We start from the raw sequence: 20,032 nt of genomic DNA, 5'->3' as shown, positions 1-20,032 counted from the left end.
AGGGAGAACCAATGGTAAAAAAAACCGGCGTCCTATTCAGGATCATGATGGCTACAGCTCTAGTTCTGGTTTTTGCGGGCTGTGCGCCGAAACAGGATAATCGGGTAATTATCTATACCAGTACCGAAGATTTCAGAACCGAGCATATGCAGCAGCTTCTGAAAGAAAAATTTCCTAACTATGATATCACCCTCCAGGTACTTTCCACGGGGAACCATGCGGCAAAAATTAAGGCCGAGGGGACCGATACGGAGGCGGATATTATCCTCAATCTGGAAACCGCTTATTTGGAAGGTTTAACCGATGTCCTGGCGGATCTCTCTTCCTTCGACCTTTCGGCATTCCTCCCTGATCTGATCCCAGCCCACCATAAATACCTGCCCTGGGATAAATCCTCCGGGGCGGTGGTTATAAATCCCGCCCGGCTAGCAAGCCAGGGGCTCCCGGTCCCCGGTTCCTTTCAGGAACTGCTGGACCCAAAATACAAGGGGCTGCTCTCCATGCCGAACCCGAAAACATCCGGTACCGGCTATATGTTTCTCAAGGGACTTATCAACAGTTGGGGGGAGGATGCGGCCTTTGCCTACTTTGACCGGTTTGCAGATAACGTCCTCCAGTTTACCACCTCCGGGTCTGGCCCGGTGAACGCGCTGATCCAGGGGGAGGCCCTTATCGGCCTGGGTATGACCATCACCGCCACTGAGGCAATTAATAACCGGGGGGCGAACTTCACGCTGATCTTCTTCCAGGAGGGGGCGCCCAGTGTGACCACGGGTATGGGCATTATCAAGGGCCGGGAAAGCAAACCCATAGTGCGGGAGGTGTTCCAGTTTGCCATGACCACCTTGGTTACGGAGGATAAGGACCTCTACTGCCCGGAACCCATTTTTAAGAACCAGGTGAACACTATACCCAATTACCCCAAGGATATCCCCTACATGGACATGCGGGGGATAAACGATCTGGTGGAAAAAGAACGGCTGCTGACGAAGTGGAAGTACTAGGCGGGGCCGGGTATGGGGGATAAATTAGCGGTTCGGGATCTTGTTCATATTTTTAATAAACAAGAGGTGTTGCACCGCATTAGTTTTACCGTAAAGGAAGGGGAATTTTTATCTATCCTGGGGCCCTCCGGCTGCGGGAAGACCACTATTCTGCGCATCCTTATCGGCCTCCTGGCCCCCACTGCCGGCAGTATCATCAAGGATGGGGTAGATATTACCCGTGTTCCCCCGGCGGGCCGCAACATGGGGATTGTGTTCCAGAACTACGCCTTGTTCCAGAACATGACGGTTCTGGGCAATGTGGAATACGCCCTCCGCTGTAACCGGGACCGTAGGGGACAGGCCCGGGCCATAGCGGAAAATATTATCGAACAGGTGGGGCTGACTGAGCATATACGCAAGAAGCCCTACAAGCTATCCGGGGGCCAGCAGCAGCGGGTAGCCATAGCCCGTACCCTGGCGATGAACCCGGAGATCATCCTTTTTGACGAACCCATGTCCGCCCTGGATGCCGCCACCCGGCTCCTGCTGCGGAAGGAAATCAAGCGTATCCAGGAACAGTTCCATTCCACCATGGTTTACATCACCCACGATCAGGAGGAGGCCTTTGCCCTTTCGGACCGGATTATGGTGATGGACAATGGAGTTATCCACCAGTTGGACACTCCGGAAAACATTATCGCTAGTCCTGCGGATAACTTTGTCCGGGAATTTGTCATTGACAACCTGGAACTGAAGATCAATTCCCTGGTCAAGTATGTGCAGGTCAAGCGGTGAAAAATATCGGCCCGGTGAAGCTGCTCCTGGCCTTGGTTCTGCTGGTTACCATCGTCTGCCCTCTCCTGGCAATGTTGGCCAATCTGGCTGGGGCGGATGTTGCGGAGATTATCGGCTCGGAGAAGTTTAAGCAGGCCCTGGGGAATTCCATAGCCGCCGCCGGTGCGGGAACGCTTATTTCTATTGCCATCGCCTATGTCTTTGCCCTCTGTGTGGTCCGTACGGGTATCCGCTTCCGGGAAGCTTTCAGTGTCTTTGTGACCCTGCCCATGCTGATCCCCTCAATTTCCCACGGTATGGGGCTAGTGATACTCCTGGGGTCCAATGGAGTTATCACTCGGTTTCTGGGGCTGCACGGCACAATCTACGGGTTCCGGGGCATTGTTATGGGGTCTGTGCTTTACGCCTTTCCGGTGGCCTTCCTCATGCTGGCGGATATCCTGAAATACGAGGACGGCTCCCCCTATGAGGCGGCGTCGGTGCTGGGCATTCCCCGGTACCGCCAGTTTTTTTCCATCACTTTCCCCTATCTGCGCAAGCCCCTGATCTCGGTGGTGTTTGCCACCTTTACCCTGATCTTTACCGATTACGGTGTCCCCCTGATGATAGGCGGCCGGTTTACCACCCTGCCGGTCCTGATGTACCAGGAGGTGATCGGGCTTCTCAATTTCAGCCGAGGTTCCGTGATTGGTGCATTCCTGCTTATCCCCGCAGTGATTGCCTTTGCCTTCGACCTGGCGAGCAAGGAACGGGGAAATCAAAGTTTTGTGATCCAGGAAAAGGCCCGGCGGGAAAGCAGGGTGCGGAACGGATTTGCCTACGGGTACTGTGCCTTGGTCTGTATCCTGATCGCCCTGCCCATAGTGGTGTTTGTGGTACTCACCTTTGTCGCCCGGTACCCTGAGGACATGCGTTTTTCCCTGGCGAACATTGCCAAAACCATGAACATGGGCGCCGGCAGGTACCTGGTCAATTCTCTGATCATTGCCCTTGGGGTTTCGGTTTTGGGGACCCTGCTGTCTTACATTATTGCCTATTGTACCGCCCGGTTTACTGGAAAATCATCCAAGGCCCTGCACCTTATTTCCATTACCTCCCTGGCCATCCCCGGGCTGGTTTTGGGGCTTGCATACGTGCTGTTTTTTAAGGGCTCTTTTATCTACGGTACCCTGTCCATGCTGATCCTGGTAAATACGGTCCACTTCCTGGCCTCCCCCTACCTTATGGCCTATAACTCCCTGGGCAAGCTCAACCACAACCTGGAAGACGTGGGGCGTACCCTGGGGATAAGCCGGTTCCGCATACTAAAGGATGTGCTCATCCCTCAGACTAAGCTCACCATCGTGGAGATGCTCTCCTATTTTTTTGTCAATTCCATGATGACTATTTCCGCGGTTTCCTTTCTGAATACGGTCAGGAATAAGCCGGTCTCCCTTATGATAACCCAGTTTGAAGCCCAGCTTTTTTTAGAAGCCGCCGCCTTTGTTTCACTCATTATTTTGGTATGTAACTTCATCATAAAATGCCTGGTTTATGTAATACGGAAAAATATGAAGCGTAACGGTGATTAACATTTCCACCGGAGATTTGCATTTACATGATTATTTTAGTATCCTTATCCCAGGAGTGTACTATGCAACAATTTTCAAAAATCTTTGCCCTGGGCCTGGCGGCTGTTTTAACCCTTGCCTGTGCCAGTAAAAGTGATGTAGTTGAGGGGACGCCTTCAATCTCCTTTGATGAGGTTCAGGGGAAAGTATGGGTACTGGATACGGTCAAGACTGAATCCGGCGATATTGCTATTAACCGGCGGATTTTGGAAGCCAATGGCACGGGTGACGACTTTAGCTTATTTATTGATAATGAACGAATAAGCGGTAAAGGCGCCCCAAACCGGTATTTTGCCCCCTATACCTTAGGAAAAGATCAAGAGATTTCTATAAGCCCCATTGCGGGTACCCTAATGATGAGCTTTGTGGAACCCGAAGGCCTTCAGGAGCGGGACTATTATAGCTACCTGGAAAAGGTAAGCCAGTGGGATTTAAGCGCCCAGGATACCCTTGAGCTGTTTACCGAAACTCCCGAAGGCGATCCCGTAGTTCTGGTTTTTACCTATAAAGAAAAATAGGCTTTAATTGCAATTAATTAATAATAGTACTATCCTGATAGTACTATGAGAAAAAGGTGGATTTTCCCCATATTTTTTGCCATATTTTTTTATCTGGGTTCCTGCGCCGGAGGACCTTCCCTGACAGACATTCAGGATAAAGAATGGAAGTTGGTGGAAGTCAGGATCGATCCGGCAGACCTTTCCCGGGATACCATTCTTTTTGATCGTGCAAAATTGAAAACCGAAGGGTTGGACGATATCTTTACCCTGACCATTCATACCGCCGGGGTAAATGGTAAAGCGGCACCGGAAGCGTATACTGCCTCCTATGATCAGGGTGATAGCCAGGCCTTTTCACTTAAACAGATGAATATTACCCCGGCGGAAAAGAGCCTGGCCCCTGAACGGCTTCGGGAAGCCGAGTTTTTTGCTTTCCTGGAGAAGGTCAAGCGCTGGGAGCTCATCCAGGATCGGCTTGAACTGTACTCCGCAACACCGGACGGGATTAGCGCAATTTTGATTTTTATCAACAAATAATTCTTTTTATATAGAAGATTTTTAAACGAGGGCTAAGCAAATGTCGATTGAGCGGGTGCGCGAGCACTTGAGGCGTTGGGGTCGGGATAATGACATTATTGAAAGGGACGCTTCCACCGCCACGGTTTTAGAAGCGGCAAATGCCCTGGGGCTTATTCCCGCCCGGATTGCCAAGAGCATCTCCCTTAAAATGGGGGATGGTGCTATAGTTGTGGTAATTGCCGGGGACATGAAGCTGGATAACCGCAAATATAAGGAACATTTCGGCATAAAGGCAAAAATGCTCTCCCCGGAGGAGGCCCTGCACTTTACAGGCCATGCGGTGGGGGGTGTCTGTCCCTTTGGCCTTCCTCCGGATGTTATGGTATATCTGGATATTTCCATGAAACGGTTCACTACTGTTTTCCCAGCCTGTGGAAGCAGCAATTCTGCCATAGAGTTGACCATGGAAGAACTTGAGGAATATTCTCTAAGTAAGGGATGGGTGGATGTCTGCAAAGAAATTGCAGAAGATGTTTCACGTGAAACAGAGCAGTAAGGCCAATTAGGAGGAAAAATGCATACCAATATAGCTAAGGAAAAGCTCAAGGCAGGGGAAACTATCTATGGAGTGTTTTCCAATGGGGTTTCCGCAGAAATGGTGGAGATCATGGCCCTGGCTGGGTTTGATTTTATAACCATTGATAGCGAACACGCCCCATCTTCGGATGAGACAAACCGTCTCCTGATTATGGCCGCTGAAAGCCGGAATACTCCCATATTTATCCGCACCCCGAACAAGCTTGATTCCAGCATACTCCGCAGCCTAGATATTGGCGCCCAAGGCTTACTCCTTCCTCAGGTGAATTCAGTTGAGGAGGCGGAGGAAATAATTCGGGCTGCAAAATACGCTCCCCAGGGATTCCGGGGCGTTGGTCTTGGCCGGGGCGCCGATTACGGTATGGGTATCGATCTGCCGAATTATTTTAAGCAAGCCAATGACAATCTTCTGATAGCGGTGCAGTGCGAAAATATAGCCGGGGTTCCCAGCCTTGACGCCATTGCCCAGGTTCCCGGGGTGGATGTTATTTTTATCGGCCCCTTTGATCTTTCCCAGTCCATGGGTATTCCCGGACAGATAAATGCACCCCAGGTACAAAAAATTATGGACACGGTTCTGGAAATTACCGCTAAATACGGCAAATATGCGGGTATCTTTACTTTTTCAGTGGAGCAAGCGAAACAATTTTCCAAACTGGGGTTCAGGTATATTATTGCCGGATCGGATCTGCGGTTTTTAAGTGATGGCTGTATCGGTGCCGTTAAGGAATTGAAAGGGTAAGGGCGTTCCGAGTGTTTCACGTGAAACACACCCTTTTATTCGCAAGTCGTGTTTAGTACCCGGTGCTTACTTTATAGAAGCTTATTGGACTTTTTTGGGTTGTGGAGATGGTGGCTGCGCTGCTTGCGGGACCGCCGGTTTCGGATCTTGTCCTGGTGATGTTTTAAGACTCTTGATTGTATAGAACAGTATTTTCCGCAATTCGTCGCATTCCTGGATATTGTTTTTACATTCAAATTCTGTAATCAAATCTGCTTCACCGAGAATTTCCAGCCAATACCGGGTTTCAGCGCATTTTTCTAAAGCTTGCTGAACCTTAGCTATGAATTCGGGTTTGTTGGCGGCACATTCCGCTTCTGCGAGATTAGCCCCTATTCCCGTACCGGCGCGCAAAAGCTGTTCAGACATAACATATTCTTTCTTGTTATTTGAGAGGTTCTTGTAAATCTGTATAATTTTAACAGCGAATTGTCTGCTTTTTGTTTTTGTGGCATTGCCGTCCATAGGGTAAGGATAAGCAATTAGGTTGCTTCATGCAATACTAAGGCGGCTGCCCAGGCTTGCAGGGCGATACCAAAGGCTACCGATGCGTTCAGGGAGCCTTTGGCGCCATAGGTGGGGATAGAGAGCCGGCCCAGAGAGGCGTCTGCGGCGGCTAATGCTTCGTGGCTTACCCCCAATTCCTCGGAGCCTACTATCATTACGGCTTTTTGGGGAAAACAAAAATGGGCAATATCGGTTCCCCCGGTTTCCAGGGCGAATAATGGCGCCTGGGACAATGCCGGAGGAAATAGGGGCGATTCCGCATATTCTGCGTCCAGACGTTCCCAGGGCAGAATGTCGATACAGCCCATGGCGGTCCTTTTCGCCCGGGGATGGGTAGGATCGGCGCAGAGGGGGGAGAGGAAAATTTTTTCAACACCGAAGGATTCAGCGGTACGGAACATGGCCCCCACATTGAAGGGAGAACGGATATCCTCCAGGTATACCACCATCCCTGGAAAACTTCGGCGCCTTTGGGGGTCAAGCTTGCCGCCATGGTCGATAAAATCCCAGTCTGCGGTCTGTTGCCCGGTTTCGGCCAGGATGATATGCCTGACCGTATTGAGTGCCCGGCGGATAGAACCGATGTCTTCTGGGAGCTCCCCTTGCAGACAAATAGCGGCGGCGTTTAGGGCTTGTAGGGCGGCTGGGGAAAAGGAATCATCCCGGGTCAGGAGCGCCGCGAGACTCTGCAAATAGGCGATGTAGTCCGGGGCCGGCGCTTCGCCCAGGCTCAGCCGGTGTTCGGCTTCGGTGAACAGTTTCGCAATTTTGCGCAGACCCTGGGAGCGGGGCAGCCGTTCTAATTTTTGTAAGGGTATCATGGATCTCCCTAAAAGGTCAAAAAAAAGCGGAACCACTGGGTTCCGCCGGTATTTACGTTATTTGAAATTATAAACCAAAGGCTTCCATAATTTTATCGGCGGTGCCTTTCAGGATGGTTTCGTTGATATAGGAAGGATCATTGATCTTGCTTTTCATTTCCGCGATGCGTTCAGCCCTTACGTCCGCCGCCGCAAAAATGAGTTCCCTCGCCTGAAGTTGCTCGCTTTTTTCCAAGGCCTCTGAAGAGAGAGAGATGGAATCAGTCTTAGCGTTCTGGCTTACTTGACCGCTCCGTCCGGGCTTTTTTCCGGGGGGAATGGGATCTATGGAACCTATCCTGTCGATCGTCATACTCATATCCTACCTTCTCCAATTATCGGCATAAATCCACTATTAGTTTACTCGATTATTGGTTTTCTTTCCAGACACAAACACAGAAAATTCGCCAATTTGTTTGGTTTTTTCCTCCAAAATAAGCAAAACCTCCGCTACGGAACCGCGAAGATATTCCTCATGTATTTTTGTCATTTCCCTTCCTACACATATATATCGCTCATTATCTAGATCGGCCAGATCCTCCAAAAGCTTGAGAACCCTGAAGGGGGATTCATATAATACGAAGGCCGCTTCTGTATCCAGGAGTTCTTTTAGCCGGGAACGGCGGCGGCCTGCCTTTGGTGATAAAAATCCCTCAAAGATGACGGTTTTGTCCATGCCCCCGGCAACGCTTACCAGAGAGGCGAAGGCCGATGGCCCCGGTATGGGGATAACCTGGTATCCCGCCTCTGCGACCAGGTATGCCAGTACAGCCCCGGGGTCGCTTACCCCTGGTGTTCCTGCGTCACTTGCATAGGCTACATTTTTTCCCTCACTTAGTGAGAGTATTATCTTTTCCGCAGCGGCTGCTTCATTTTGGGCCCGGCACGAAATCAAGGGGATACGCAGACCCAGGTGGCTCAATAGCTTGAGGGTACGTCGGGTGTCTTCGCAGGCCACCAGATCGACGGTTTTAAGGGTTTCCACTGCCCGGAAACTTATATCACCCAAGTTCCCTATGGGTGTACCGATAATATACAAGGTTGACACGCCGCAAGTATACCCGGTATGGTTCCGGTCGCCTAGAAGCCGAAACTTGCTCAATATAATAGGGTAAAAAATGAATTCATATTTTCAAATGTTGGTTTTTGTTGTTATAGGGGTGATGCTTTTTTGGTTTGGATACAATCTTTTTTTCGGCCAGGGAAAAAAAGGGCAGGGTTCCGGAAAGGACAACAAAAACCAGGAAGATGAATTGGAAGGGGAAGCCGGCGCCCCCAGAACCTGCCCGGTCTGCTCCATCCGGCTGCTCCATGGGGAAAAGGTAAAATCCTCAGCCTATCCCTCAATGGGGAAAGCTGACCGGCTTATGTCCATAGCCGGCTGCCCCTATTGCCTTGAGGGTGACCGGCCCCGGATCTGCCCGGTTTGTGGGGCGGTACTGAACTATGACGAAAACCTTGTTGCCCGGCTGTTTGACAAACCAGGCCGATCCCATGTTCATGTCCTGGGGTGCAGCCGCTGCCGGGGGTTCCTCGGGTCCCATCGGTAAAGACTGGGAACAGGGCTTTTCGGTGACTATACTATAGGCATGAAAATAAACGGTTCGGTACTAATCACCTTTATACCTGTTTTGGCTGCGGCAGGGGTACTACTTGGGGGAAGTGCCCTTTTTTCCGGGTGCTATACCCTGACACAGGGAAGTGCGTTGCTGGGCTATCTGGGGAAGGCGGTTCCCATGAAGACCCTGGCTGATTCTCCGGATAGCGCCGATGCTGAGTTCGCAAGGCAGGTGATGGATATACGCCGTTTTGCCCTGGAAGAACTTGGGCTGCGGGAAACCACCAATTATACTAAATATGTCGCCATTGACCGGGACTATCTGGCAGCGGTGGTTTCCGCCTCCGCCCAGGATTCTTTTACCCGCCATGAATGGTGGTTTCCCGTGGTGGGCTCTGTCCCTTATAAAGGATTCTTTAACCCCGAAGATGCCCGTAAAGAAAGGGCCAAGTTGGAGAAGAAGGACTTAGATGTTTGGGTCCGCGGGGTGGATGCCTTCAGCACCCTGGGCTGGTTTTCCGATCCCCTCTATTCTTATATGAAAGAGTATCCGGTCCATCATCTGGCGGACCTTATTATCCATGAATCTCTTCACGCCACAATTTATCTAAAGAATCACTCCCAATTTAATGAAGAATTGGCAGAATTTGTTGGAAGCGAAGGGGCCCGCCTTTATATAGAGAAAATCTATGGCGCCGATTCGGAGGAGTACCGGGCCATTACCGGGTCCGATGGGGGCAGGGAGGCTTTTCTCAGCTTTATTCGGGAACTTATAGCTGAACTGGGGCTTCTCTATGACAGCGGGATCTCAAGAGAGGAAAAATTACAAAAAAAAGAAGCAATCATTCTGGCCGCTAAGGCTCGGTTTAACGAAAACTACGATACCTTCTTTCAAAATGACAATTACCGCGGCTTCTCCGAGCTCCCCATAAATAACGCCTACCTGGAATTGTACCGCCTCTACTATGAGGAGGACCGCTATTTCCTGGACCTCTACGAGCGCTCCGGCCGGGACCTTCCCGCCTTTATCACCGCGGTTAAAACATTGAAAGCCCGGGGGGACCCAAAAGCCCAGCTTGAACAGGCCCTGGGCCTGATGCCATAAAACGAGCTTGCCCTTTTTTACCTTCTTCATCCTAGAGTTTAAAATATTCTTCTGCTTCCGGTTTTTATAAATTCCCCTAAAGCCAATTTTCCAAAGACCGATACTTAAAATGAAACAGGACTGAACCATGTGCCCGTCGGGCCTCCGTGGAATAGTCCAATCCTCACCCTTCCGGGAACGGGTGGGTCGAGGGTTCAGGCACGTTTTACTAAAGCAACGGCAAGGATGCCGCGGTGTTGATCGTCGTCAAGGGACGACGGTGCGCCGAAAATGCCAAGGGAGTGAATTTATGATAATTAATCACAACTTAAGTGCAATGTTTGCTGATAGGTCCCTCAAGGTCACCCAGGTTTCCCTGGACAAGAACATGGAGAAACTATCAAGCGGCTTGCGCATCAACCGCGCCGGTGATGATGCCTCAGGACTCGCAGTTTCCGAAAAAATGCGCAGTCAGATCCGCGGTTTGAATCAGGCGTCCAGCAACGCCCAGAATGGTATTTCATTCATTCAAACAACGGAGGGTTACCTTCAGGAAACCCAGGACATCATTCAGCGTATCCGCGAGCTGGCGGTTCAGTCTTCGAACGGTGTTTACACCGATGAAGACCGGATGTACATTCAGGTCGAAGTTTCTCAGCTTATTGATGAAGTTGACCGGATTGCGTCCCACGCTCAGTTCAATGGTATGAACCTTCTTACAGGTCGGTTCGGACGCATTGTCGGTGAGAATGTTGTTACCGCTTCTATGTGGTTCCATATCGGCGCCAACATGGATCAACGGGAACAGGTGTTTATCGGCACCATGACTGCGAAGGGCCTTGGAGTCCGCAATGTCGGTGACGAGAGTATTCTTACGTTGTCCACTCCGGACAACGCCAACCGTGCCATTGGAACCCTCGACGAGGCGATTAAGAAGATCAATAAGCAGCGAGCTGATCTTGGCGCCTACCAGAACCGCCTGGAACACGCAGTCCGTGGCTTGGATGTCGGAGCTGAAAATATGCAAGCTTCGGAATCCCGCATCCGCGATACCAACATGGCGAGTGAGATGGTTAACTTTACGAAGAACCAGATCCTCAACCAGGCTGGGACCGCTATGCTGGCTCAGGCCAATCAGAAAGGTCAGACTGTACTCCAGCTTCTGCAATAGGGACAAAAACCTTTGGTTTTTGTCTTCTAAAAACCGCTATGCGGTTTTTAGTGCAGAAAACGTTCCTGGAGTTTTTCCGAAAGGAAAAACTCCTAAGAAAAAATGCTTGCATTTTTTCACGGGAAGGCGCCGTTCCGGCTTAGGCCGGAACGGCTTCTTTTTATCTAGAAAAGCACCCGGTAATCCCGCCTAATTTGTTCAATAGATTTACTCATTTCTCGGTTAGGTTATCGACCCCATTATCCCATTTTTCCGGGCTTGGGGGTGTGGAGGCATATTTTTCACAGCGGTCCAGGTACAGTTTCGCAACCCGGTCCTGGTCGTTTTCCCGGTATATTGATTTGAAAAGATCCAACGCTCCGGTGAAGTCCTGTCTCTCATAGGCGTCAAAAGCTTTTTCCCAAAAGCCCAGCATATCCAACATAGCCGGCGCAGCGTCTTCCCGCAGATCCAGTATTTCATAGAGCCGCAGGGGCGTATTGACCCCCACTACCCTTACCCGGCTTAGTCCCCGCAGCGCAAAGGCATCCCCGATTTTAGCGCGGGTATATTCGCTTATCAGAATGCCGCTGGTATCGTATTGTTTGTTGACCCCCTCAAGCCGGGCAGCCAGATTTACTGCGTTTCCCATGATCGTGTAGTCCATCTTGTTGGGGGTGCCCATGTTGCCCACCACCATGTCCCCGGTGTTGATCCCAATCCTGGTGTAAAGGGGCCGCTCAGGGCGGATCACCTTATCGGCTATCAGCTTACTTAAGGCGGTGTAAAAGGCGCCTTCGCTTTTCATGATATCTTCCCGTAGTTCCAGTTCACGCTTCTTCATCCTGATAGCACTGCGGCAGGCCAGGATGGCGTGCTGATCCGTCCAGATGGGAGCCCCAAAAAAGGCAATGATGGCGTCCCCTTCGAATTTGTCGATGGTGCCTCCATTATCAAGGACGATATTACTCATCTCCGTAAGGTAGAGGTTAAGGAGGTCAACCAGTACCTTGGGGCCTTCGTCGGCGTATTCATTCTGGAGGGCCTCGGAAATGGAAGAAAAACGCTGAATGTCCGTAAAGATGGCGGTCATTTCCCGTTTTTCGCCCCCCAGGTTAAGTTTTGAAGGATCAACAATGATCTGTTCGATCACTGAAGGGGAAAGGTAGCGGGAGAAGGCAGATTTTATAAAGCGCTTTTGGCTGCCTTCGGTGGCATACTTATAAATAGAGGCTGCCAGGAATGCGAAGATCGCTCCCGACAGGGGAAATACTATGGTGATCCAATAGCCCAGGTAATAGGCAAGGAAACCTATGCCGGTAATGATGGCGATCAAAGCAACGCTGCCGGCAACAGTAATGGTAATGTGGGAACTATACAGAACCAGGATAACCATGATGGCTATGGCGAGAAAACTCATCAGGGGCGCCAGGCTAGAAGGGCTTTCGCGGATAAAATCATTTTTGAGGATATTATCCAGCATGGTGATATGGACGCCCATGCCGGGATAGGTCGAGCTGATAGGGGTGGTGCAAATGTCGAAGAGCCCCGCCGCATAAAGGCCAAAAAAAACAAACTTCCCGGTAAATTCTTCCGGGGGCAATACCGGTTCTTCTCCCCTGGCATAAGCCTCGGCGCTCTGGAGTATTTTACTGGCCGAATAGGGCCAATATTTATCCAGGTCCCCGCCTTTGAACCGGAGAAGGCTGCCGCCGTTTTTTCCTGCCGGAATGGTATATTCCCCCCAACGGATGCTGCGATCCTTCTGGTCATAGCTGATATCCGTATCACTTCCGGCTACTAACAGGGATGCTGCGGAAAGCCCCGGTACCGCTTTCCCGTCAAAGAGGGTAAAAAGCCGGGCCCGCCGAACAATTCCGTCGGATTCAATGAGGCTTGTTACATTGCCGATGCTTCCTGCGGTAGTCAGCAGCCCTGGTATGGGGAATTGGGCGCCGATAGTTTTTTTCTCCGCATTTTCCACGGAATTTAACAGATTGTAGCCAGAAATAACGGAATCAAAGTTGGTGAGATTAAAGGTCTTGGTGTTCAATTCAGGAGGCCAGGATTTGGTGCTGCCCCACCGGGAGCTGAAAAAAACGGTATGTGCGGTCCGTCCAAAGTCCCGGTCCGCATTGATGAAGGCCGCATCGTCCTCCGACCCGTATACCGATGGCTCAGAAAAGATAACATCAAAGGCTACCGCAGAGGCCCCGGCGATATTCATATAGTTGATCATTTCCGCATAGGCTTGCCGCGGCCAGGGCCAGGACCAGCCCCGTTCCTGGGCCGCCCAGTCAATGCTGGGCTGATCCAGAAGCACCACGTAAATATCATCGGAGGTAGTTTTTGAAGAAGCAAAAAGCCGGACCCGGAAGTCATAGGTTTTCAATTCAAGAAAGTCAAAGATGCCGGAAAAATAGCCCAAGGTTAATACTAAAAAAACCGAAACAATAATTATTGGTGTGGATATTTTTTTAAAAAAAGCCCTTATTTTAATTTTTCAATCTCCGGCACTTTCAGCCCCCCCTTGGCTATTGGATAGCGCTATACCGGGCGTTCCGGTAGGATCGGGTATCCTGCACCGAGTACTGCTGTAAAGGCCTGTTAAGCTTGGCGATCCGTTCCTCCGGGCTGGGGTGGGTCTGATTGAACCCGCCGGGATGACTGGGCTGATTCGTTTTCAGGGATTGCAGCATGATGGTTAGGCTTGAAGGCTCATACCCGGCGTCTGCCAGGAGTTTTAAGGCTTGGTTGTCTGCGGCGAATTCTTGTTCCTGGGCATAACCGTTATTCATGGCGGAAACAATGTCCGTTGCGGCCTCATTAAGGATCTCCGTAAGCTCAGACAGGGCAAAACCCGCAGCTGAAGACCCGGTTGTGGTGATGGCGTTTATTACTCTGCTGGACTTAATAGCCCTAATGCCATGCTGCAACTGAATGTGGGCTATTTCATGGGCAATAACCGCCGCCAGGGTATCCTCAGAGGCCGCACATTCCAGAAGCCCCCGGGTTACAAAAATATGGCCCCCGGAGGTAGAAAAGGCGTTAATTTCCGGGCTGTTCAGGATCGCCACATGGTACCCGTTGACCGGCTCTGAGAACAATTCCGGTTTTAATAGCGAAGACGAAGGGGAGGATGAATTAATGATGATGGCTGTGGCAATCTCGTTCAAGTAGAGAACCAAATCGGGGTTTTCAGTATAAATCGGATAATTGGAAAGGATATTCGCCCCGGCTGCCCGTCCTATATAGTACTTCTGATCCGGGGTAATTGTTTCCAAGGCTTTTTCGATTGAATGGGCGGACTGGGACAATGCATTGGCCCCCCTGGACTCCCCCATCTCATCGGCGCTTTCTCCAATGGCCCTGGCCATACCTGCGCATGAAAAAAGCACAAGGGCAAAGGTCGGGATCATGCAGAGGACCGGCGCCCGTTTAATTTGAATTTTCATCGCCCTATTCCCCCCGGGCCAGGTGGCCTTCCAAAAGGAAATTATACAACTGCCTATTCGGTACACCCGAGGCTTCCATAGCGTCAATAGCATCGTAGTTTAATTTTTCTGACTGTCGGTACGCGTTTTCGACTTCCTGATTAAACCCTTTTCCTGCCAGGGCTATTTCGCTGGCCGAAGCGGAGGTACCATCTGAGGCGATAATCCGTTTCGTGGTTAAGCTGGAGGAGGCAACCCAACCGTTCAGGCTTGGCTTATCGGTGGTCTGCACTTTGGCCCATTTTTGATATTCATCCTGGACCGTGACCTGATCCCCGTAGGACAGGGCGCCTAAAACATCCGCGAAAAAGGCGGTGGAACTTTTTAATTCCAGTTTTCTGGCGGTCACATAGGCGGTCTTGCCCTTTAGGGACTGGGCAGCCATAAAACTTGTCACCGACAGTCCCAGGACGATAAATAGAATTAACCGTTTCATACATCCCCCTTATATCTAATATACTACGAAAAATAAAAAGTATCCAATGGGCTGTATCACTGGGCCTTTTCAGGAATCCAAACTATTTTTTTGCCCGCTGCCGGGTTAGTTCATAGAACAGAACCCCTGCGGCTACGGAAACATTGAGGGAGTCTATCCGGCCCTTGGAGGGTATGGCCACCATGGCGTCGCAGTTTTCCCGGAGGAGCCGGGAGATGCCGGTCCCCTCCCCGCCCAGGATGATCGCCACCCGGCCCCGGAGGTCCCGTTCCCAAACCGCTTCCCCGGTCATATCGGCGCCGTAGACCCAGAAATCTGCCTCTTTAAGTTGTTCCACAGCCCTGGGCAGGTTGGGAGTTTCCGCCACCGGTACCCAGGAAACCGCCCCGGCAGAAGTTTGGGCCACGGTTTCGGCGTGTTTGGCGATACGCCTATGCCGGGTGATTACCAGGTCCGCGCCGAATTGGTCGCAGGAACGGAGTATGGCCCCGTAGTTGTGGGGGTCGGTGATTTCGTCCAGCACCACCACCAGGGCGTCTTTCTGTTCCCCCAGCCCGGTGAGGAACCCCTCCAGGGAGGCCTCGTTCCCGGCGCCGACATCTTCGGTATACAGGGCGATGCCCCGGTGGTCCGGGGCCAGGCGATCCAGTTCGTGGGTACCCACCCGGTTCACTTGTATTTTGCGATCCACCGCCAGATCCACGATTTCCCGGGCCCGGGGCCCGGCCTTTGCCACCAGAAGCGGCCCGGCGCCGCCCCCGGACTTGATGCGTTCTTCTATGGCGTGAAAGCCCGTTAAATAGGTCATGTTTTCGCTCCGATCATTCAGGCCTTCCGCCCGCCGAATTTCTTGAAAAGCCCACCAAAAAAGAGCATAGGCCACTTAACCCAGGGCGGCTCCAGCCGTTTCCGCACCGCCTGTAAGGTTTTGATGATGGGGATATTCTGGGAGCACTTTTTTTCGCAGGCCCCGCACTTTATGCAGAGTCCGGCGCCGCCGAATTCTTTTGAGTCCACCAGAACATTGCTAAAAATATAGTTTTGTATCCCTGTCAGCCGGCCCATGGTGTAGGAAATATTGTAGGCGGCGAAACAGGCGGGTATGTTTACCTGCTGCGGACAGGGCATACAGTAGTTACAGCCCGTACAGAGCACCTTGTAGGCGGATTTGAATTCTTCCTGCACCCGGCCATAGACCTCCATATCCGCCTGGCTGAGCAAACCCGGCGCAGCGGTATCCGCAGCCTTAAGATTTTCTTCAATCTGAGAAATATCGGTCATGCCGGAAAGGGTGACAGTCACCTCTTTCTGGTTCCAGAGCCAGCGGAAGCCCCAGCCCGCGGGGGACCAGTCGGGGTTTGCCTGTTTGAATATATCCACCGCCTTGGGGGAAAGGCCGCCTACCAGCTTGCCCCCCAAAAGGGGCTCCATGATCATCACCGGCATGCCCTTTGCGGAGGCTTTTTTCAGGCCCGTAACCCCGGCCTGAAAATTTTCATCCGAGTAGTTGTACTGGATCTGGCAGAAATCCCAGTCATAGGCATCGATGAGGGAAAGGAATTCATTCTGTCGGCCGTGGAAGGAAAAGCCCATGGACCGGATGGCGCCTTGCCGCTTCTTTTCCCGTATCCAGTCCTCAATCCCCCACTTGCAGAGGTTTTTCCAGGATTCAATATCCGGGAGCATGTGGATCAGGTAGTAATCAATATAATTCGATCGTATCCGTTCCAATTGCTTGTTAAAGAATTTGTCAAAATCCTCGGGACCCCGGACCAAGACCAGGGGCATCTTGGTGGCGAAGTGGACTTTTTCCCGTATCTTGTTTCTTTCAAATATGGTCCCCAGCACTTCCTCGCTGCCGAAGTAAAAGTACCCGGCGTCAAAATAATTCACCCCCCCCTCAATGGCGCGCATCACCAGGGGCTCCGTCTTTTGCAAGTCCGTGGTCCCGAATTTTTTTGGAAACCGGAGGCTGCCGAACCCCAATACGGACAGCTTATTCCCCGTTTTTTTATCCAAGCGATACTGCATTTTTATCCCTCTCTTTTAGTCCAGATTGTAGGTTTTTCCGTATTGCACAATTTCTGTGGGATAGCCCTTTTCTTCCAGGTACTTCTTAAAAGCCGCCTGGGCCTTAGGTTCGCCGTGGACCAGGAGGACCTTCTTCAGCCCTGACCTGTCCAGGGAGTCCAGCCATTTCCCCGCCTCAAAGTAGTCGGCATGGGCGCTGAAGGCGTTGAGTTCCTCCACCTCCGCCCGGCGTTTGAACCATTGGCCGTGGATCTTCAGGTCCGTCTCCTTGTTGCGGATACGGCGGCCCAGGGTGTTTTGGGCCATGTAGCCCACGGTGAGAATGGTGGTGTTCGGGTCCTCAATGCTGTTGATCAGGTGGTGCTGGATGCGGCCCGCTTCGCACATGCCGTCGGCGGAGATGATGATCACCGGGCCGGGATGTTTGTTGAGGGCCTTGGACTCTTCCACGCTGGTGGTAAAGTGCAGGCTGTTAAAGCCGAAGGGGTTTTTATGGTGCTTGATAAAGGCCTCGTAGACATCGCTATCGTAACATTCCGGGTGGACCTGGAAGATGGTGGTGGCGTTGGTGGCCATGGGGGAATCCACATAAATCGGGATTTCCGGAATGATCCCCCGGTCCACCAGGAGGTGAAAGTAGTAGACCAGTTCCTGGGTACGCTCTATGGCAAAGGCGGGGATGATGATCCGCCCCTTATTGCGGACCGTCCGCTGGGCTATCTCCCCCAGCCGCTTCAGGGCGTCATCCGCCGAATCGTGGCGGCGGTCGCCGTAGGTGCTTTCCAGCACCACGTAGTCCGGCGGCGGGCTTATATCCGGGTCATTGATGATGGGCTTATTACTACGGCCCAGGTCCCCGCTGCAGAGGATGCGGGTCTTTTTGCCGTTTTTCTTTACGGTGATGTAGGCCATGGCGGAACCCAGGATATGACCGGCATCGTAGAATTCCAGCTCCACCCCTTCGCCCAGAAAGATGGGCCGCTTATAGGAAATCCCCACCATCTGGCTGGTGGCCCGGATTACGTCCTTTTCGTCAAACAGGGGTTCCCAGTTGAATTGTTCCCCCCGCTTCTGGGCCTGCCGGCAGAGATAGTCCGCATCCCGGGACTGGATATTAGCGGAATCCATCATGATCAGGTTGGCCAGATCCCGGGTAGCCGGGGTGGTGAAGATGTTCCGCCGGTAGCCCCGCTTGGTAAGCAGGGGCAGCAGGCCGCAGTGATCGTAATGACCGTGGGTCAGGACCGCCGCCTCAATCCGATCCGGCTCAATACCGAAGTTCCGGTTTTTCCGGTCCGCCTCAGCCCGGGCCCCCTGGAAAGCGCCGCAGTCGACAAGGTAGGACGCGCCGTCTACTTCGATAACGTGCTTGGAACCGGTTACCTCCTCGGCTGCACCGAGGGAATAGAATGTAATACCCATGGGAAGAGGATACCTGTTTTCAGGCATAAAAAATAGGGTTTACCCAGGCCGCCGATACGCTAGGAGGATGCCCCGGCTTTTGCTTTTTCAAAAGCCGTCCCCGCTCGGACGGAGAACCATGTCAGGATAGCCTCTGCCCGGTTGGTAAAGGAGCGCCCTGCCCGCTCGTTCATGCCGGGAAAGGAGGCGGCCTTTGCCATGGAGGCCACGTATACCAGCAGGCTGTCTCCGGCGTCAATAACCGCGATTATCGAGCGCAGACGGTTCTTCCTAACCACCGAAATGGGCCCCACGGACATGGGACTGAGGTTTTCCTGGACAAAGATCAGGGCATCGGTCCGGGTATAGTAGGTATACTGGTAAATATTGTCTCCGAAGGTCAGGTCCTTCTGGCGGGCATAGATACGCAGTTCTGCCGGAGGGGTGGTATAGACGGGATCAGTCAGGGGCTTTTTGGTTTCGGGCCCGTCGATAACCGTAGAAGTTTCGTAAAAAGTCCGCATCCGGTTCCGGCTGACGGAAAAGTACTCTATCCCCGCAAGGGTGCTGATGGCTAGGGTTTCGTTGTAGAGGGCGTTCCGTTCCGCTTCGGTCCAGGGTTCGGCGGCGCTGGGGGGTTTTTTATACAAGGAGAGACTTTCCACAAACAGGCTGGGGTCCAGGGCATCCATGGCTTCGTCAACAAAGCGGCGGAGGCCGGCATCCATGGGGATGAGCCTGGGCTGGGGATCCTTTAGCTGGGCTTCGGTAATAGGCTCCGGCCCGGAAAGGGCCGCCGCCCGGTCAGTGCCGACAAGCTCCTCCAGGGTGGCGGAGGAGCTTGTCCCGGCAACAGCCAGTAACAGTAACAGTAACAGAAAAAGAACGGAGAAACGTTTAAACTGCAATGACATCTTTTTGAAGTATCTTGAATACCTTGGTGGGGCATTTTTCTCCACAAGTACCACAGGAAGTACATTTGGCATAATCCACCACGGGGATGCCGTTTTGCAGGGTGATGCAGTTTTCCGGGCAGTTCTTTACACAGAGTTCACACTTGATGCACCCCGCCTTGCAGGTCTTTAACACAGTAGCTTTTAAAGGGTTCCGGTTGGAACAAGTCACCACGGCGCCCTGGGAATCCTTGGCAACGGCCCTGATGACGCCCTGGGGACATTCGGCCACGCAGACCTTGCAGCCCGTACACTTGGTGTGATCCACTTTTGGCAAGCCGTTTTCGCCCAGGCTCAGGGCGCCGAACTGGCATACCACGGTACAATCCCCGTAACCCAGGCAACCCCAGACACAGAGCTTGGTTCCCCCGGTGGAGAGCTTGGCTCCCCGGCAGGTTTGCAGGCCCGTATAGTTTCCCTTGGCAGGGGCCTTATCCGGCGTGCCCTGACAGGCGATGATGGCTACCAGCGGGGTTATGGAACCGGCGCTTACTCCCATGAGGGCGGAAAGCTTTTCCGCCACATCTTTTCCACCCACGGAACAGCAGTTGGTTGCGGCGCTGCCGGAGGCAACCGCAGTGGCGTAACCGTCACAGCCCGGGAACCCGCAGGCGCCGCAGTTGGCGCCAGGCAGACACTCGCGGACCTGCCCTTTAAGGGGGTCCTCTTCAACGGCGAAGAAATCCTTGAAAAAGCCCAGGGCCACTCCTAAAACAAAGGCCAGAATGGCGGCAAACAGGGCGGTAATTAAAACGATACTCATACCGGCA

The 20,032-nt window shown here is 52.3% G+C and carries 22 protein-coding genes; 10 read left to right on the top strand and 12 right to left on the bottom strand.

All coding sequences use genetic code 11. The features are described 5' to 3' along the window. The first annotated feature begins 11 nt into the window (after positions 1-11). The 7 genes from TREPR_RS17670 (at position 12) to TREPR_RS17640 (ending at position 5,749) form a co-directional block, all read left to right on the top strand. Positions 12-1,004, top strand: coding sequence for an extracellular solute-binding protein (locus TREPR_RS17670; RefSeq protein WP_041611835.1), 993 nt, complete (start codon positions 12-14; stop codon positions 1,002-1,004). A 12-nt stretch (positions 1,005-1,016) separates the two neighbouring features. After that, positions 1,017-1,781 (top strand): ABC transporter ATP-binding protein, encoded by a 765-nt coding sequence (locus TREPR_RS17665; RefSeq protein ID WP_015709710.1) that lies wholly within the window; start codon positions 1,017-1,019, stop codon positions 1,779-1,781. After that, entirely contained in the window at positions 1,778-3,352 is a 1,575-nt protein-coding gene (locus TREPR_RS17660; protein WP_015709709.1) for an ABC transporter permease subunit, read from the top strand. Before TREPR_RS17665 ends, TREPR_RS17660 begins: the two co-directional genes overlap by 4 nt. Before the next feature lie 62 nt (positions 3,353-3,414). Continuing rightward, the gene (locus tag TREPR_RS17655; RefSeq protein WP_015709708.1) at positions 3,415-3,909 is read left to right on the top strand and encodes an META domain-containing protein; all 495 of its coding nucleotides are present in this window, start codon (positions 3,415-3,417) and stop codon (positions 3,907-3,909) included. A gap of 45 nt (positions 3,910-3,954) precedes the next feature. After that, positions 3,955-4,428 (top strand): META domain-containing protein, encoded by a 474-nt coding sequence (locus tag TREPR_RS17650; protein WP_015709707.1) that lies wholly within the window; start codon positions 3,955-3,957, stop codon positions 4,426-4,428. A gap of 40 nt (positions 4,429-4,468) precedes the next feature. Then, positions 4,469-4,966 carry a YbaK/EbsC family protein gene (locus TREPR_RS17645; RefSeq protein ID WP_015709706.1) on the top strand — a complete coding sequence of 166 codons (498 nt, stop codon included), beginning with the start codon at positions 4,469-4,471 and terminating at the stop codon, positions 4,964-4,966. 18 nt (positions 4,967-4,984) lie between these two features. Next, the gene (locus tag TREPR_RS17640; protein ID WP_015709705.1) at positions 4,985-5,749 is read left to right on the top strand and encodes an HpcH/HpaI aldolase family protein; all 765 of its coding nucleotides are present in this window, start codon (positions 4,985-4,987) and stop codon (positions 5,747-5,749) included. A gap of 81 nt (positions 5,750-5,830) precedes the next feature. Here the strand turns inward: TREPR_RS17640 and TREPR_RS17635 are convergent, their stop codons facing one another. The 4 genes from TREPR_RS17635 to rsmI all read right to left on the bottom strand — a co-directional run bounded on the left by TREPR_RS17635 (position 5,831) and on the right by rsmI (position 8,203). Beyond that, on the bottom strand, positions 5,831-6,253 hold the full coding sequence (locus TREPR_RS17635; protein WP_015709704.1) for a four helix bundle protein: 423 nt from the start codon (positions 6,251-6,253) through the stop codon (positions 5,831-5,833). 17 nt (positions 6,254-6,270) lie between these two features. After that, entirely contained in the window at positions 6,271-7,116 is an 846-nt protein-coding gene (locus tag TREPR_RS17630; protein ID WP_041611297.1) for a TrmH family RNA methyltransferase, read from the bottom strand. Positions 7,117-7,183: 67 nt separating this feature from the next. Next, positions 7,184-7,468 (bottom strand): flagellar biosynthesis anti-sigma factor FlgM, encoded by a 285-nt coding sequence (locus TREPR_RS17625; protein ID WP_015709702.1) that lies wholly within the window; start codon positions 7,466-7,468, stop codon positions 7,184-7,186. A 42-nt stretch (positions 7,469-7,510) separates the two neighbouring features. After that, positions 7,511-8,203 carry a 16S rRNA (cytidine(1402)-2'-O)-methyltransferase gene (rsmI, locus tag TREPR_RS17620; RefSeq protein ID WP_041611296.1) on the bottom strand — a complete coding sequence of 231 codons (693 nt, stop codon included), beginning with the start codon at positions 8,201-8,203 and terminating at the stop codon, positions 7,511-7,513. Positions 8,204-8,273: 70 nt separating this feature from the next. On the opposite strand from rsmI, the gene TREPR_RS17615 reads away from it, so the two are divergent. The 3 genes from TREPR_RS17615 (at position 8,274) to TREPR_RS17605 (ending at position 10,968) form a co-directional block, all read left to right on the top strand. Beyond that, a complete protein-coding gene (locus TREPR_RS17615; RefSeq protein ID WP_015709700.1) occupies positions 8,274-8,705 on the top strand; it encodes a hypothetical protein in 432 nt (143 codons plus the stop codon). Between the two features lie 39 nt (positions 8,706-8,744). Then, complete coding sequence (locus TREPR_RS17610) at positions 8,745-9,818, top strand: aminopeptidase (RefSeq protein WP_015709699.1); 1,074 nt, start codon at positions 8,745-8,747, stop codon at positions 9,816-9,818. Positions 9,819-10,107: 289 nt separating this feature from the next. Next, entirely contained in the window at positions 10,108-10,968 is an 861-nt protein-coding gene (locus TREPR_RS17605; RefSeq protein ID WP_041611295.1) for a flagellin N-terminal helical domain-containing protein, read from the top strand. Between the two features lie 211 nt (positions 10,969-11,179). On the opposite strand, the gene TREPR_RS17600 is transcribed toward TREPR_RS17605, so the two are convergent. The 8 genes from TREPR_RS17600 to TREPR_RS17565 all read right to left on the bottom strand — a co-directional run bounded on the left by TREPR_RS17600 (position 11,180) and on the right by TREPR_RS17565 (position 20,025). Further along, positions 11,180-13,402 (bottom strand): CHASE2 domain-containing protein, encoded by a 2,223-nt coding sequence (locus tag TREPR_RS17600; RefSeq protein ID WP_281054616.1) that lies wholly within the window; start codon positions 13,400-13,402, stop codon positions 11,180-11,182. Between the two features lie 79 nt (positions 13,403-13,481). Beyond that, positions 13,482-14,402, bottom strand: coding sequence for a M48 family metallopeptidase (locus TREPR_RS17595; RefSeq protein ID WP_015709696.1), 921 nt, complete (start codon positions 14,400-14,402; stop codon positions 13,482-13,484). 4 nt (positions 14,403-14,406) lie between these two features. Then, the gene (locus tag TREPR_RS17590) at positions 14,407-14,877 is read right to left on the bottom strand and encodes an SH3 domain-containing protein (protein ID WP_015709695.1); all 471 of its coding nucleotides are present in this window, start codon (positions 14,875-14,877) and stop codon (positions 14,407-14,409) included. Positions 14,878-14,959: 82 nt separating this feature from the next. Further along, positions 14,960-15,685 carry a 23S rRNA (guanosine(2251)-2'-O)-methyltransferase RlmB gene (gene rlmB / locus TREPR_RS17585; protein ID WP_015709694.1) on the bottom strand — a complete coding sequence of 242 codons (726 nt, stop codon included), beginning with the start codon at positions 15,683-15,685 and terminating at the stop codon, positions 14,960-14,962. Between the two features lie 17 nt (positions 15,686-15,702). Continuing rightward, positions 15,703-16,908, bottom strand: a complete 1,206-nt coding sequence (locus tag TREPR_RS17580) for an aldo/keto reductase (protein ID WP_015709693.1) — start codon at positions 16,906-16,908, stop codon at positions 15,703-15,705. Between the two features lie 15 nt (positions 16,909-16,923). After that, positions 16,924-18,330, bottom strand: a complete 1,407-nt coding sequence (locus TREPR_RS17575; RefSeq protein WP_041611293.1) for an MBL fold metallo-hydrolase RNA specificity domain-containing protein — start codon at positions 18,328-18,330, stop codon at positions 16,924-16,926. 59 nt (positions 18,331-18,389) lie between these two features. After that, a complete protein-coding gene (locus tag TREPR_RS17570; RefSeq protein WP_015709691.1) occupies positions 18,390-19,223 on the bottom strand; it encodes a DUF6675 family protein in 834 nt (277 codons plus the stop codon). After that, complete coding sequence (locus TREPR_RS17565; RefSeq protein ID WP_015709690.1) at positions 19,207-20,025, bottom strand: RnfABCDGE type electron transport complex subunit B; 819 nt, start codon at positions 20,023-20,025, stop codon at positions 19,207-19,209. The genes TREPR_RS17570 and TREPR_RS17565 overlap by 17 nt, the downstream gene beginning before the upstream one ends. Positions 20,026-20,032 lie beyond the last annotated feature (7 nt).

Origin of the sequence: Treponema primitia ZAS-2 (assembly GCF_000214375.1) — a bacterium.
In the GTDB taxonomy this organism is placed as follows: Bacteria; Spirochaetota; Spirochaetia; order Treponematales; family Breznakiellaceae; genus Termitinema; species Termitinema primitia.
The sequence above is the reverse complement of the archived record's forward strand: the minus strand, read 5'-3'. Positions and strand labels throughout refer to the sequence as shown.

What these genes read in the sequence shown, in the direction of transcription:
- TREPR_RS17670 (WP_041611835.1), top strand. Translation starts at nt 12, where the DNA reads ATGGTAAAAAAAACCGGCGTCCTATTCAGGATCATGATGGCTACAGCT.
- TREPR_RS17665 (WP_015709710.1), top strand. Translation starts at nt 1,017, where the DNA reads ATGGGGGATAAATTAGCGGTTCGGGATCTTGTTCATATTTTTAATAAA.
- TREPR_RS17655 (WP_015709708.1), top strand. Translation starts at nt 3,415, where the DNA reads ATGCAACAATTTTCAAAAATCTTTGCCCTGGGCCTGGCGGCTGTTTTA.
- TREPR_RS17650 (WP_015709707.1), top strand. Translation starts at nt 3,955, where the DNA reads ATGAGAAAAAGGTGGATTTTCCCCATATTTTTTGCCATATTTTTTTAT.
- TREPR_RS17645 (WP_015709706.1), top strand. Translation starts at nt 4,469, where the DNA reads ATGTCGATTGAGCGGGTGCGCGAGCACTTGAGGCGTTGGGGTCGGGAT.
- TREPR_RS17640 (WP_015709705.1), top strand. Translation starts at nt 4,985, where the DNA reads ATGCATACCAATATAGCTAAGGAAAAGCTCAAGGCAGGGGAAACTATC.
- TREPR_RS17635 (WP_015709704.1), bottom strand. Translation starts at nt 6,253, where the DNA reads ATGGACGGCAATGCCACAAAAACAAAAAGCAGACAATTCGCTGTTAAA.
- TREPR_RS17630 (WP_041611297.1), bottom strand. Translation starts at nt 7,116, where the DNA reads ATGATACCCTTACAAAAATTAGAACGGCTGCCCCGCTCCCAGGGTCTG.
- TREPR_RS17625 (WP_015709702.1), bottom strand. Translation starts at nt 7,468, where the DNA reads ATGACGATCGACAGGATAGGTTCCATAGATCCCATTCCCCCCGGAAAA.
- TREPR_RS17615 (WP_015709700.1), top strand. Translation starts at nt 8,274, where the DNA reads ATGAATTCATATTTTCAAATGTTGGTTTTTGTTGTTATAGGGGTGATG.
- TREPR_RS17610 (WP_015709699.1), top strand. Translation starts at nt 8,745, where the DNA reads ATGAAAATAAACGGTTCGGTACTAATCACCTTTATACCTGTTTTGGCT.
- TREPR_RS17605 (WP_041611295.1), top strand. Translation starts at nt 10,108, where the DNA reads ATGATAATTAATCACAACTTAAGTGCAATGTTTGCTGATAGGTCCCTC.
- TREPR_RS17595 (WP_015709696.1), bottom strand. Translation starts at nt 14,402, where the DNA reads ATGAAAATTCAAATTAAACGGGCGCCGGTCCTCTGCATGATCCCGACC.
- TREPR_RS17590 (WP_015709695.1), bottom strand. Translation starts at nt 14,877, where the DNA reads ATGAAACGGTTAATTCTATTTATCGTCCTGGGACTGTCGGTGACAAGT.
- rlmB (WP_015709694.1), bottom strand. Translation starts at nt 15,685, where the DNA reads ATGACCTATTTAACGGGCTTTCACGCCATAGAAGAACGCATCAAGTCC.
- TREPR_RS17580 (WP_015709693.1), bottom strand. Translation starts at nt 16,908, where the DNA reads ATGCAGTATCGCTTGGATAAAAAAACGGGGAATAAGCTGTCCGTATTG.
- TREPR_RS17575 (WP_041611293.1), bottom strand. Translation starts at nt 18,330, where the DNA reads ATGGGTATTACATTCTATTCCCTCGGTGCAGCCGAGGAGGTAACCGGT.
- TREPR_RS17570 (WP_015709691.1), bottom strand. Translation starts at nt 19,223, where the DNA reads ATGTCATTGCAGTTTAAACGTTTCTCCGTTCTTTTTCTGTTACTGTTA.
- TREPR_RS17565 (WP_015709690.1), bottom strand. Translation starts at nt 20,025, where the DNA reads ATGAGTATCGTTTTAATTACCGCCCTGTTTGCCGCCATTCTGGCCTTT.